At 46.6% G+C, this 14,701-nt stretch carries 11 protein-coding genes; all 11 read right to left on the minus strand.

The features are described from left to right. Window positions 1–25 precede the first annotated feature (25 nt). On the minus strand, window positions 26–682 hold the full coding sequence (locus AC6I2O_RS06210; protein WP_120391341.1) for a J domain-containing protein: 657 nt from the start codon (window positions 680–682) through the stop codon (window positions 26–28). Window positions 683–710: 28 nt separating this feature from the next. Beyond that, a complete protein-coding gene (locus AC6I2O_RS06215) occupies window positions 711–1,568 on the minus strand; it encodes a DUF5685 family protein (RefSeq protein WP_120391018.1) in 858 nt (285 codons plus the stop codon). A gap of 5 nt (window positions 1,569–1,573) precedes the next feature. Beyond that, a complete protein-coding gene (locus AC6I2O_RS06220) occupies window positions 1,574–1,969 on the minus strand; it encodes a hypothetical protein (RefSeq protein ID WP_497742124.1) in 396 nt (131 codons plus the stop codon). A gap of 146 nt (window positions 1,970–2,115) precedes the next feature. After that, window positions 2,116–4,437, minus strand: coding sequence for a histidine kinase dimerization/phospho-acceptor domain-containing protein (locus AC6I2O_RS06225; RefSeq protein WP_497742126.1), 2,322 nt, complete (start codon window positions 4,435–4,437; stop codon window positions 2,116–2,118). A gap of 76 nt (window positions 4,438–4,513) precedes the next feature. Further along, window positions 4,514–5,212: a response regulator transcription factor gene (locus tag AC6I2O_RS06230; RefSeq protein ID WP_120391020.1), complete on the minus strand. Its 699-nt coding sequence runs from the start codon at window positions 5,210–5,212 to the stop codon at window positions 4,514–4,516. Between the two features lie 175 nt (window positions 5,213–5,387). Continuing rightward, entirely contained in the window at window positions 5,388–6,824 is a 1,437-nt protein-coding gene (gene pyk / locus AC6I2O_RS06235; protein WP_120391021.1) for a pyruvate kinase, read from the minus strand. A gap of 38 nt (window positions 6,825–6,862) precedes the next feature. Further along, window positions 6,863–7,612, minus strand: a complete 750-nt coding sequence (locus AC6I2O_RS06240; RefSeq protein WP_497742127.1) for a sigma-70 family RNA polymerase sigma factor — start codon at window positions 7,610–7,612, stop codon at window positions 6,863–6,865. Between the two features lie 70 nt (window positions 7,613–7,682). Continuing rightward, on the minus strand, window positions 7,683–9,017 hold the full coding sequence (locus AC6I2O_RS06245; RefSeq protein ID WP_497742128.1) for a S41 family peptidase: 1,335 nt from the start codon (window positions 9,015–9,017) through the stop codon (window positions 7,683–7,685). Between the two features lie 315 nt (window positions 9,018–9,332). Next, window positions 9,333–10,421: a PucR family transcriptional regulator gene (locus AC6I2O_RS06250; protein ID WP_120391024.1), complete on the minus strand. Its 1,089-nt coding sequence runs from the start codon at window positions 10,419–10,421 to the stop codon at window positions 9,333–9,335. Between the two features lie 322 nt (window positions 10,422–10,743). Next, window positions 10,744–12,855, minus strand: coding sequence for a glutamine synthetase III family protein (locus AC6I2O_RS06255; RefSeq protein ID WP_497742129.1), 2,112 nt, complete (start codon window positions 12,853–12,855; stop codon window positions 10,744–10,746). A gap of 235 nt (window positions 12,856–13,090) precedes the next feature. Continuing rightward, complete coding sequence (locus tag AC6I2O_RS06260) at window positions 13,091–14,692, minus strand: response regulator (protein WP_497742130.1); 1,602 nt, start codon at window positions 14,690–14,692, stop codon at window positions 13,091–13,093. Window positions 14,693–14,701: the final 9 nt, after the last annotated feature.

Genomic DNA, 14,701 nt, shown 5'->3' on the forward strand with positions numbered 1-14,701 from the left:
TGATTTTTCTCTGAAAGATTTTAAATTAACAGAAGAATACCGGCCTGCCACAGCAGCAGCCGCACAGCGCATTCATCATACAAAGCTTCATACACCAGTCTCCCTGGCCTGTCATCGGGCTGCCGTACATATCGCCCATCGACTGATACCACGCACCTCCGTTTTCCATCTGCTGCAAAAACTGGCGGTATACCATATTGTTTGGCTCCATGGACACAGCCTTTTGTGCGTGTTCTTTTGCGGTGACGTTATTGCCCTGTCCGAAATTAGCCATTGCGCTCAGATAATACCAGCGTGCATTGTGCAGGCCAATCTCGGAAAGCACATGCAGCGCCTCCGTGAAATGACGGCTCCTGATATAGTTCTCCGCCGCCTGCATCCGAACATCCTCTTCCGACCAAGATGCGCCCCTGCCTGCATTTGCGCTGCCATAACCACCGTAGAATCCACCACGCCCATAACTTCCCGGTCCGCTCTGGTAGCTTCCTCCACCTTCTTTTTCACGCATAATCTGCTGATATGCCTGCTGAATCTCCTTAAATTTCTCCTCTGCCTGCGCCTTGTTCGGATTATTGACATTGGCATCCGGATGATATTTTCGACTGAGTGACCTGTATGCTTTTTTCACCTCTTCCTCAGAAGCGCTTTCCGGCACTCCCAGGACCGTATACGGATTTTTCATAATCTCCTCCGCCGCAGCTTTTGCGGCATCACCCAACTGGTTTTGTCTGTTTCTTTTTCTCTTCGTCCCTGCTGCGCAGCGCCGCATAACGGCACCAGACACCCGAATACAGAATATTGCGGATAATCTCCGCATTCTCCAGTACCGGAAGCCGCTCAAAAGCCTGGGATGCGGCTGTCATCATATCCCGCAGAATATCACGAATCTCTCTTTCCTTTTCCGGACTCCAGATATCCCCATACTCCGAAAATACATTGTAGCTGCCGCTTTTTTTATCTTTTTTTATATCGTCGACTGCATCCATCAGATAGATAAATTTACCCATAAAAAAACCCATCTGACGCAGATCCTCCTGCCAGATGTCTTCTTTCCACATAAATATCTCTGCCAGAAAACAGCCTGTAAGCCCGGCAACATAATCAATATCCCGGCGCCCCTGTCGCTCTGCCTCGTGAAGCAGCCTGATATTTTCCTCCACAGCATGCGCCTGCCGCGGATATTTCATGGAAATCCGCTGATAGGCGCTGCGCAGGGAAGCGGCCGCAGCACGGCGCGTCTGCCGGTGCTCATCCTCCCAGTCATCCCTAAGCTTCTGATAGGAAAGCAAAACACACATATCCGCCGCATAATTCACTGCATCATTGTCCGCCATGCGGTGTCTGGAAACCGGATGTACTATACAGCGGTGTTCCTCCACCTTCGTCTCCGGCTCGTACACTCCGGTCAGCAAAAGTGCAAGAAACGTCAGATCATAGTTTAACATCATCTGAGCCATACGTCCATACCTGTGCTTCAGATTCTGGCACAACCCGCAGTAAAAACTGCGATATACAGTGTATTCACGCAGCTTCAGCTCCTGTTCATTCACATAAATATATCCAAACATACCAATCAGCTCTTCTTTTCAAACTCCTGCCTGCACTTCGGACATGTGATACAGATCTTTCCTTTACCACGCGGAATCCGGATTTTCTGACCACAGGACGGGCACTTGTAAATATGGAAATCTTTGCTCTGTACCACCCGGTTTTTCGTCTGCTGAAACTTTCTCTTTATTTTCCAGACTATATTCAAATACTTCTCATTTTCTGCACTGCGCTTTGCAAAATTGCGTGACAGCATCCGGAAATAGCAGATACCAATAAGCACAAGCGACAGCAGATAAAACCCGCGGATGTGTGTGAACAGATTCAGAACAATGCACACCACACAAACTCCGAGCATAAATCTGGAAAGCTGGTCTGCTCCATACCTTCCACTCATAAAATCCATAAAACGTCTTTTCATCTGAACAGCCTCGTTTCTCTTATCGTTCCTTCAACTTTACAGCCAAAAAAAGGGAATGTCAACAGACCCGGCCTTAAATTCAGAGAAATTTCATATATCTATTTTTTCTTTACAGAATCCGGATACCCGAAGAAAATACACTGTTTTTACTCGTCGTCCACCACCACCGGAAAACTGACTGTGGCCCGGAACTGATCGTCCTCCACAGAGATCGAAAATGTTCCGCCCTGAAGCTCCACAAGGCTTTGTGCAATCGAAAGACCAAGGCCACTCCCTTCTGTTGTCCGACTTTTATCACCACGTACAAAGCGGGCTGTCAACTCCTGTGCGTCCACCGCGATCGTCTCTCGCGACGTATTCTGTAATACCAGATAAACCGTTCGGTCCTCCCGGTACAGTTCAAAATAAACACGCGTTCCTTCCATCGCGTATTTGTAAATATTCCCAAGCAGATTTTCCAGAATCCTCCAAAGCTGCCGGCCGTCTGCCATAATGCAGGCTGGTTCCTTCTCAACTTCCCATACCGGAATGAGGCCCCGCTCCTCATAGCGCTCCTGAAACTCTCCCCACGCCTGCTGCAGCATACTCTGAAATTGCAGCTTCATCATCTGAAGTTCCACATTCCCGGAGCTGATCTTGCTTGCCTCCACCAGGTCTTCCGTAAGCTGCCGCAGCCTCTGTGACTTCTGTTCCAGAACTTCCACATAATGGCGTACCCTCTCATCCGGCAGATTCTCACGTTTCAGCAAGTCCACATAATTTACGATTGATGTCAGAGGAGTTTTGATATCGTGCGACACATTTGTAATCAGTTCTGCCTTCAGACGCTCATTTTTGATAATCGCTTCCACGGCTTTTTGCAGACCGTCGCCCATGTCATTTACTGCCTTCGCCATCTCGTACGTTTCGCCCTGCAAAGCTCCTGTATCAATCTTATATTCCAGATCTCCCTTTGAAATCTGATGAATCCCCTCATAAATACTTTGCTTTCCTGTCATATCCTGCAAAAGATATAAAAGCACCGCCACATCCAGGACAAGCATCAGAAAAAAGCCGATGTTTCCTAACAATAGAAAAATAAAGTTCAAAATAACAAAGATAATGTAAAAAAACAGAAACTGTCCCGACGCCGCGCGGGCTGAAGTCACCTGACGCCACGTTCTAAGCAACATCAGACAGATACTGTTTGACCAAAGTGTCTGCGTGCGCTTTCTGCGCACAAGACTCAGACTGCCTGCTAAAAATACCGCATAGGCAGAAGCGCCGAACACAGACGTCGCCACACGTTCACTTTCTGTCATATTTTCGGGAGACGGCAACCAGTTCAGGAAAGCAATCAGATACAATACACCAATGGTCAGAAAAAGTCCCGCTGCAAGTTCTGTCGGAATCCTGTCAATCCGGGCAGCTGTAGGGGTACAGCGGCCCTCTGTCCATCCTGCCCCGAGTACACAAAGAGCAAAACAAAACGCAATCAGCAGACAACAAAGCACGGCAAGCGCCAGGGAGCCAAACACAATTCCTTCCCGCTTCGCAAAAATATCGTTGCCGATTTTGAGCTCATCGCTCACCGGATAAGCCGTATTGACTGCCAGAAAAACCGTTTCATTTGTATTGACAAACCGTTCCTGCATAAACCAGTCAGCCGCAGAATTATTCAGAACATTATCCGGATTTGCCGTCATGATATTGAAGCTGCGCTCGCCTTCATAAAGGCTTATAAAGTCTTCATCCGCCCGGACAGCTTCTACTGCCGCCGCGTATTTGGTCTGTCCGGTATTCGTATAAATCTCTCCGGTAGCCGTATTCTCAATACAATATTTGAGATTGCTCGGCGCTTCCTCAGACCACCCTTCATCCTGAAGAAACGTATACTCCTGATATCTTCCATATATTTCTTCACTGACACGATCCAGGGACTGATACAGATCGAGCACGAAATCTGCCGGATTCGAATACCATCTTGAGCATTCGGAAAGGGAAATGCCGGTCACAGGTGTGATCGTTTCCAAATCATCGGATTGCTCATCCAGAACTTCACCTGCCTCCCGTCCACTTTTTTCCTGTTCATCAAGCGCGCGGCTGATTGCCGTATGCAGCCTTGCGCGTCCACCGCTCTCTGCAAATTTCAAAAGATCTGCCAACGTATAGGAAGTATTCAGATCACGCACGGAACTGTTGCTCGTCCCGTAGGAACGAATATCAATTTCCTTATTGCCATTATACTCCCCGTCCGTCTCAAACAGGGCCACATTTTGTTTTCCTCGTATTTTGTGCGTAATGATCGTATCTGCCTGTCGGAAAAACAGATCCGTCTCTTCATAATTTCTGGACATCTCCCATATGCTGTAGCTGTCCTCCAACCAAAAGCCAATATTTAAAAGGCAGAAAACAACGACTCCCGCAGCTGCTATCTGCAAAGCCAGGAGAATTGCCTTTACACTTTTTTTGTAAATCAGTTTTCCCACGAATCTGCCTCCTGATTCTCAAGTAATATCACAAATGCTGTCTCTCTTTGTCAAATCTGGATACGTACGCCCGAAATCAGAGGTTCTCCACCCGATAACCGATCCCCCAGATTACTTTGAGGTACTTCGGATTTTTCGGATCAATCTCAATCTTCTCACGAATGTGCCTGATATGTACCGTAACCGTATTGTCTGCGCCAAAGGCCTCCTCCTGCCAGATCTGCTCATAAATCTGATCTATTGAAAAGACCTTGCCTTTATTCTGGACCAGGAACAGCAGAATGTTGTATTCAATCCTGGTCAGCTTTACCGGTTCTCCATCCACTGTCACCGACTTGCGATCATCATTGATCACAAGACCGCCTGTCGAATAAATCTTTTCTGACTCGGCCACATCAGCGGCACTTCCGAAATTCGTATAACGGCGGATTTGGGACTTCACCCGGGCCAGCAGTTCCAACGGATTAAATGGCTTCGAAACATAGTCATCCGCCCCGAGATTCAACCCGAGAATCTTGTCTGTATCCTGTGTCTTTGCCGACAGCACGATAATCGGGATACTGCTGTCCTGCCGGATCTTCATAATCGCATGAATGCCGTCCATCTTTGGCATCATCAAATCCAGAATCAGAAGATGGATCTCTTCTCTTTTCAGTACGTCAAGCGCTTCCTCTCCGTCATAAGCCTTATATACGCGAAACCCCTCCTGTGCCAGATAAATCTCTATCGCATCCACAATCTCTCTGTCATCATCACAAACCAGTATATTATACATTTTGCAGCTCCTTTCTCTTTCCCCTGAAATTCATATGATCGTTTGCCCCATACACGCAACCCGAAATAAATTCTCCCTGATACAGCAACAGCTCCCGCCTGGGATGATCCATACTTACATCCAGTTTAGCAGAAGCTGTTTAATTTCCTGTCAAAATTTCATTAATAATTTCTTATTATTTCGCCTGAATCACATGCATCGTATTCGTCATTGCGCCCTTGCCTTTCACAATGTTTGTCGCAGGATCACCGGCGGTAAGCACAACCATATCTCCTTCTTCTACATATCCTTCACGCATCACTACATACATCGCATGAGAAATAATATGCTCCGTCGAATCCTCGGTATAACCTTTCAGCGGCGTCACACCCCAGTATATCTGCATCTTGCGCTGTGCCCAGTCGTTTGGAGTCACTGCATAGATCGGAATTCTGGAACGGAAGTTTGACATTGTGCGGGCTGTCTGTCCTGACATCGTCGGCGTTACAATGCATTTTGCCTGTACATTCGTTGCCGTACGTACAGCCGCCACGCCCACAGCGCTGGAAACATTTGCATCCCCACGCAGGGAACGGTATTCCGGCATGGACTCATATTCCAGATACTGCTCCGTAGTCTCTGCAATCTGGGCCATCATTTTCAGCGCTTCCACCGGATACTTTCCGGCTGCCGTCTCGCCAGAAAGCATAATGACATCTGCTCCCTCGCGAATCGCACTTGCCACGTCCGTCACCTCTGCTCTTGTGGGACGCGGATTGCGAATCATAGAATCCAGCATCTGCGTTGCAATAATAACCGGCTTATACTTTCTGTTGCATTTCTCTACAATAATCTTCTGCACATGGGGTACCTCATAAGCAGGAATCTCCACGCCGAGATCCCCGCGCGCCACCATAATTCCATCCGCGGCCTGAATAATTCGGTCAATATTTTTGATACCCTCGCCATTTTCAATTTTTGCTATGACATCGACGTGCTCCGCGTTATGTTCCTTTAAAATAGCCTTGATTTCCTTTACCGCGTCCGCATCCCGCACGAACGACGCTGCAATAAAGTCGATTCCCTGAGAAATACCGAAAATGATATCTTCCCGGTCCTTTTGCGTGATGGCCGGAAGCTTTACCTGAACATTCGGAACATTTATGCCCTTTCTCTGTCCCAGCTCGCCGCCATTTTTCACGATACAGACAATGTCGCGGCCTCTGATCTCTTTTACCTCAAGCGCAATCAGACCGTCGTCAATCAAAATCGTATCGCCGGTATTTACGTCCTCTGAGAGCTCCGGATACGTCTGGCTGACTCTTTTTTCATCTCCGTCTATCGTTTCACTTGTCAGTGTAAACTCATCGCCTTCGTTTAATTTTATCTTACTCCCGTTTTTCAGAAGCCCTGTCCGAATTTCCGGTCCTTTTGTATCAAGCAGAATCGCAATCGGCTTTTTCATTTCTTCCCGAACGCTTTTCAGCTGATCCAAACGCTGTTTCTGCTCTTCATGATCCCCATGAGAAAAATTGAATCTCGCAATATCCATTCCTCCCGCTACCAGTTCTTTCAAAATCTCACGGTTATCTGCATTCGGTCCCATGGTACAAATAATTTTTGTCTTTTTCATATATTGCTCCTCCATCCCTGCGGTCCAATCATACTGATTTACTGATTTTTTTCATTTCCTTCCAACTCAATCTGATCTCCGGACATTCGAAGAAGATCACGAATCTCACTGAGCGGCATCTCAAGATACGCAGAAAGCTCTTCGGCTGAAACTTTGTGCTCCAAATCCCGTTCCAGGTTGTGTACTGCCTCGTTCAGATGATTGACACGGCTCACAATGCCCTCATCCAACTGCCGCTTTTCCTGGCTCTGACCAATCGCCTGCTCCATTGCCCGGTTGATGCAATTCACGATATGCGCACGGCATGCGGCAGGACTTTCCATCCCCGCAATCTCCTTCATGGCTGTCAGAAGCCCTAGATTCCCTTCCTGAATTAAATCCTCAGGCAAAACATCCGTCCCCTCATAGCTGCCTGCAATCTCACAGATCAGGGGCAGATAGCTTTCAATCAAATGCTGCCGCGCCTCTTCGTCTCCCTGCATGGCGTCCCGCATCAGCCGCTGCTCATTTTCTGAGAGAGGCTCTGTCAGACCTGCCAGTTCTTCAATATAAAGAGAGAGACTTTTCTGTCCCCCAAGCTCCGGCTGCTCCAAAACCTCTTCTTTCGAATCCACCACCTGAATACTCAGGCTCGAAAGATACTGATAAATGAAAGAAAAATGTTCTTCTTCCAGAGGCATGTTTTTCAGAATTTCGTGAACTTCTGCTTTCGAAATAACACCTGACTGTTTATCGGCAGCATTTTTCAAATCTGTCAGTAATTCACGGAAAATAATTTTATGATCCATTCCATTTTCTCCTGTTTCCCAAACTGCAAAACTCTGTTTCCGTATGCAAACACGGTTTCTTCGAAAACATTTATTTCTGTGTCAGAACTTCAATTGCTTTCTTTAAAACCGGATCAGTTGCGGGATTTCCTCTTTTTTCAGTTTCTGCACCACCGTCTGTTTTATCTGAGGCTCCTTCTGACACTTTTTCTGATTCTATCACTATATCCGGCGTAATTCCATTTCCGTGAATGTTCTGCCCCTTTGGTGTATAGTAGGTCTGCGTTGTCATCTTAAATGACGAACCGTCAGACAGCATAAACCGAGCCTGAACAATCCCTTTTCCATACGTCTTTGTGCCGATCACCGGACCGATTTCATAATCCTGAATCGCGCCCGCAAAAATTTCCGATGCACTGGCTGATTTCCCATTCACAAGAACAGCCACCTTGCAGGTGATCGAGCGTTTGTTATCCGCCAGCTCCTCACTGCGCTCTCCGCTTCGTCCTTCCGTATAGACGATCAGACCTTCCGGAAGAATCTCGTCCAGAATGTCACAGACAGCATCCAGAAGGCCGCCCGGATTATCACGCAGGTCAACAACCAGGTGTTCCATGCCCTGATCCTGCATGTCTGAAACAGCATCATAAAACTGGTCAACCGCACGTTCCGTAAATTCGCTCAAGCGCAGATACCCGACACCGTCTTCCAAAAGCTTATATTCCACATAATTGATTTCCACATCCGTACAGTATACCATAAGATCCATTTCGCTCTCATTTTCCGACCGGAAAATATGCAATGTGAAAGAATCCTGATATTGCTTGATTGTAGAAACCACTTCAGAAAGATCCATCCCTTCAAAGGAAATCTGATCCAATCCCAGCAGTACGTCACCTACCTGTATGCCTGCCCGTTCAGCCGGAGACCCTGCATAAACCTCTTCTACAATAAACCCGCCTGCTGTTCCCATATCCAGAAGGACCACGCCAATTCCATGATACTCGCCCTTGGTAGCAGCCATCACGGAATCCATCTCCTCTGCTGAATAGTAATCCGCATAAGGATCGCCAAGTCCGTAAGCAATCCCTCGGAAAAGCCATGATTCCAGATTCTTGCCATCCACCTCTTCCAGATAATTCTGTTCAATCAGGCTTTGTACCTCATTCAGCTTATACAGTGTGTCCGGATCTGTCAAAACTGACACATCTGTCCCCTGTTCCGAAGCATTCCCTCCATTTCCGGACATCTGCCACCGCGCCAGAAACCATCCGCCACTGAATACAAAAATAAAAACAAGAGTCAGCAAAACTCCCAATAAAAGGCCCAGAAAGAAATTCCACTGAGACTTACCTGCATTCATCTGTACTTCCGTTTGTTCTTCTGCCTGTTTTTCTTCCTGCTCCAGTTCAGGCAAATCTGCCATTTATATGCCTCCTTCATGATTCCTCTTCTTTTTTCTATGCTCTGTCTTCTGTATACCTTTCTATCCTTATCATAATTTAATATAGTTTACCCCAATTTGCAACCTCTATTTTCGCAGGGGTTACTACTGCTTTATGCCATATAACTACTTATTATTTACAAAAACACGTACGTCAATCAATTGCGTTAAAAAAACGATATAGCCCCATCCTAGAGCTATATCGTTCTTTTGTAAACTCTTCTTTCCTGTGTCTTATCTGTAAAAGCTTCCGTCCAATACTACTGATCTCTTTTGATCCGGAAAGCTCCCATCTCATTAATATTCCTGATGCTCCATATATTTCATATACTTCACAACCATCAGTGCAATCTTGAAGGTAATCGCATCCTCAAACACCCGCAAATCAAGTCCAGTGGACTTCTGAAGCTTATCCAAGCGGTAAACCAGTGTGTTGCGGTGAATATAAAGCTGACGGGAGGTCTCGGAAACGTTCAGGCTGTTTTCGAAAAACTTATTGATCGTAACCAATGTCTCTTCGTCAAAATCATCCGGCGATTTTCCTTCAAAAATCTCCTTGATAAACATCTTGCAAAGCGGAATCGGAAGCTGATAGATCAGACGGCCAATCCCGAGCGAGCTGTACGCAATAATGGGACGCTCCGCAAAGAAAATCTTGCCGACATTGAGCGCCATGCGTGCTTCTTTATAAGAACGCGATACTTCTTTGATCTCACCGACGATGGTACCGTAGGCAATGAGCGCATCCTTCCGTTTCTCTTCTCCCAAAGAGCCGAGAATCACTTCTGCTATCTTATCCATCTCCGCATAGCCATCCTGCGGCGCCAGCTCCTTTACAACAATAATACTCTTCTCATCAACGGCTGTGATAAAATCTCCTGAACGCGAACTGAACAGAGAGCGAACGCTTTCCAGAGAGCTGTTTTCTTTTTCGTTGTTAATCTCCAGGATAAAAACAACACGGCGCGCTTCTGTATCAATATGAAGCTTTTTCGCGCGATTGTAAATATCTACCAGAAGCAGGTTATCAAGAAGCAGATTCTTGATGAAATTATCTTTGTCAAAACGCTCCTTATATGCAACCAGGAGATTCTGAATCTGGAATGCAGCCATCCGGCCCACCATGTGTACATCGTCGCTGTTGCCATTGGCCAACAGAATATATTCCAGCTGATGCTCATCAAACACTTTATAAAACTGACAGCCGGAGACCACCTGGCTGTCTGCCGGAGAGTTTACAAAACTCAGCACTGAATCCCGAAACGCCTCTGCTTCCGGGAACGTCGTAGCCAGCATAACGCCCTCTGTGTCGAGCACACACAAATCAACTCTGCTGATGCCTTTCAATCCGTCTAATGTTGTCTGTAAAACCTGATTCGAAATCACTCGTACATCCTCCTTTACCGTCTTCGCTATCTTCTGTCCGGTGCCTCGCTGCACCGGATAAAACTGCCCCAATTAATATATTTTTTTCATTTTTAACGAACTGGTATTATTTTAATATAGTTGCCAAAAAAAATCAATCATAATTGTGTAATCTGCACTAAAAGGAAAAAAATAGTAAAAAAAAGTGCCCAAACACACGATTTCGAGCAAAAAAACAGGAACAGACTCTTATAAAACAGCCTGTTCCTTTTGTTCTGGAGTGTTTTCGCGAAGAAAACATTCCTATCACATTTATGTAATTTCAAACACCGTTCCTAAAAATCTATACCTCGAAAATGAGATCGCCATACGACGGCATCGGCCACATTTCCTTATCGACAATCATTTCCAGTTCATCTACCGGTGCACGAAGTTCTTCCATGGCAGGTACAACAGCATCACGGAAATACGCTGCCTGCTCCGGTCCTTCTGATATCCGTCCGGCCTGTGCCGTCACATCAATCAGCTTTGCCAGTGCAACCTTCGTATCAGAAAGCAGCGCGCTCGTTTCATTCAGAAGCTCGATCTGAACAGAAGCCTCCGCTCCTGCCTGCACAACCGCATTTACCGTATCTGCAAGGCTCTTTGTATATTTAATTACAGCCGGAATGATCTGCTTGCTCGCGATGTCGATCATCGCTTTTGCTTCAATATTAATTGTCTTGGCATACGTCTCATACTTAATCTCTTCACGCGATTGTAGCTCGGCTTTTGTAAATACGCCATATTTTTCAAACAGCTGAACCGCCTTTTCCGTTGTCAGGGCCGGAATTGCTTCTACCATGGATTTAATATTCGGAAGGCCTCTTCTTTCCGCCTCTTCTACCCACTCATCCGAATAGCCGTTTCCGTTGAAGATAATTCTCTGATGATCTCTCGCATACTGCTTGATCAGGTCATGCACTGCTTCATCAAAATTCTCTGCCTTTTCCAGCACGTCACATGCATCTGAAAATGCTTCCGCCACGATCGTATTCAATACAATATTCGGAGAGGCGATGGAATCGCGGGAACCAACCATACGGAATTCAAATTTATTGCCTGTAAATGCAAACGGTGAAGTCCTGTTACGGTCTGTCGCATCCTTTGCAAGATTCGGAAGCGTCTTGACACCAGTTTCCAGCACGCCCCCTTTGATCGAATGCGTTGCCGTTCCGGTGCTGATCAGCTGCGTAAATACATCCTCAAGCTGTTCGCCAAGGAAGATGGAGATAATCGCCGGCGGCGCCTCATTTGCACCGAGACGGTGGTCGTTCCCCGGATCAGCGGCTGATTCACGAAGCAAGTCTGCATGGATATCTACTGCCTTTAAAATACAGGTCAGCACAAGCAAAAACTGTATATTTTCATGCGGTGTCTTACCCGGCTCCAAAAGGTTGATGCCGTCATCCGTCGTGATGGACCAGTTATTGTGTTTACCGGACCCGTTCACACCCGCAAACGGTTTTTCATGGAGCAGACATTTCATACCGTGCTGACACGCCACTCTCTTGAGTGTCTGCATAATGATCTGGTTGTGATCTACCGCAACATTGGCCTCTGCGTAGATCGGGGCCAACTCATGCTGTGCCGGAGCCACCTCGTTGTGCTGTGTCTTCGAAGATACTCCAAGCTTCCACAGCTGCTCGTTGACATCCTTCATGAAGGATGCAATACGCTGACGGATTGTTCCGAAATAGTGATCATCCATCTCCTGCCCCTTCGGCGGCATGGCGCCGAACAGCGTTCTTCCTGTAAAAATCAGATCCTTTCTCTGAAGGAATTTTTTTTCATCTACCAGGAAATATTCCTGTTCCGGTCCAACAGACGGCGTCACCTTTTTGGAGGTCGTATTTCCGAACAACCTCAGCAAACGCAAAGACTGCACATTGATCGCTTCCATCGAACGCAGAAGCGGCGTTTTCTGATCCAGTGCTTCTCCCGTATAAGAACAAAAGGCCGTTGGAATGCAGAGAATCGCTCCCGCTGCATCATGTCTCACAAATGCCGGAGACGTACAGTCCCAAGCTGTATAGCCCCTCGCCTCGAACGTCGCCCGCAGTCCGCCTGACGGAAAAGAGGATGCGTCCGGCTCCCCTTTGATCAGCTCTTTTCCGGAGAACTCCATCAGAATCGTTCCGTCCGGATTCGGGGCTGTAATAAACGAGTCGTGCTTTTCCGCTGTCACGCCGGTAAGCGGCTGGAACCAGTGTGTATAGTGGGTTGCGCCTTTTTCGATTGCCCAGTCTTTCATGGCCGCTGCAATCACGTCTGCTGTCGCCAGATCAAGCTCCGTACCCTCTTCAATGGTCTTTTTCAACGCCCTGTAAACCTTTTTCGGAAGACGTTCCTGCATTACCTTGTCCGTAAATACATCTTCGCCGAAGATGTTGGCTACGTTATAATACTCGCTCATAAGCTTCTCCTCTTTTCCTTTGATATTTGTGGCCAGCATCCCGCATCCCAGGCTGTGCCCCTTATCTAAAAACAGGGCATTCCAGCACTGATTATGTGGAACGCCCTTGTCACCTGCATTTAAAATACTCTATCTCACTGTAAAAATCAAGCAAAAAATCGGATGCAGCCGGGATTTCAATGTTTTTTACAAAATAGTGTTGGAAAACAAAGCACGGTTATTTATTTTGCCTGAATCATCCCTGCTGCTTGAGCAGCCTGCGCATTTCACTCACCGTCATTCCTGTATTCTTTTTAAACAGCTTGTGAAAATAATTCGGCGACAAATATCCGACCTGCTTTCCGATGTCCTTTGCAATGCTGTCTTCTGTTTTTAAAAGTTCAATCGCATGATCAATACGGATATCCGTCAGCAGCTCCACAAAGCTGCGGTCCAGCTCCTGTGTCAGAAGACGGCTCAGATAAAAAGAGCTGATTCCCAGTTTTTCTGCCACTTCTCCGAGTGAAATATCATTTCTGTAATTTTTTTCAAGGTACAAAACCGCCTCCTCTACATACGAATTATATTCCTTTCCCCGAAAAGAATCCTCTGCTATTTCCTCCAGCATCTGTACGGCTGCATTCAGCACCTCTCCCTCCTCTTTTTCCCGGAAACGTTCCAGCAAACGTCTCCAGGAAATCCCGGACCGGTGTTCCGTATTCAAAAGTTCGGCACATAATTGTATGAAAAGAGCCAGATGCATACGGATTTGTTCTATGCTGTACTCCTGTTCCTTCAGAAATGTGATTCGCCTGTTTATGCTTTCATATACCTGACTCATATGTTCACACGCCAGGGCACCTGCAATCTCTTTCGCATCCATATATACAGAATCAGAATATCCTCCTTCAAAAAAGCATATGGTACCTTCCGAATTCCCTTTCAGTGCCGCACGGCATTCTCCGGGCGTTTCTGTCATTTTCTCAAGCTTTTCCTTCCATCTGCTCACCCCACAGACAAACGATACGCCCGGTCTTATTGCAATTTCCTTTTGCAGCCGTTCCAGCAGTTTTTCCAGCCATACGCGGTAATTTTTTTCACTGATCTGACCTCCGGGAAAAATCAGTAAATATAAGAGACCTTTGTACACTTTATACTGAAGTGTGCAAAAACGCTGCAACTGTTCCAGCGCATGAAACCCGATATGCTCCAGCAGATCGTCCAGCCTTTTCGCCCCGTTCTCTGGCGTATTTTCCCCTTTCTCCGCATCCTGATTCTGCGCCAAAAGTTCCTGTCGCTCCAGTCTGACCGCCACCAAAATTCCTCCCTGAAACACTCTGCCCAGATTAGAAAGCCAGATCTGAAAATTTTCGACATTCAACTGGCCGAGTAAAATCGAAGAGAGCAGTTCATTTCCCAGAGCTTTCTGCATACTTTTCATCTGAATCTGCGCTTCTTCTATTTTAAGAAACTCCTTTTTCTCACTGATCATATTTCCGAGAACACGCGCCACAGCAGATACCAGCCGTTTTTCGTCCACCGGTTTCACCAGAAAATCATTCGCGCCAAGAAGCAGTGCCTGACGGATAAATTCGTAATCGCTGTATGCCGTGTTAATGATCACTTTTGTGTCAAATGCCTTGCCCCGCAGCAGCTCAAGGGCTTCCAGTCCATTCAGCCCCGGCATATTAATGTCTGCAATCAAAAGATCCGGTTTGTCATTTTCCACACATTTTACCATATCTACGCCATTATAAACGCTCGGCAGCACGACAATATCCTGAAAATTATTCTGAAGCATCATTTCCAGACCTCTGCATTCTATTTCTTCATCATCTGCAATCAGAATCCGTATCATTCGTTCCCT

This window comes from Blautia sp. St.27G3 (assembly GCF_059728505.1).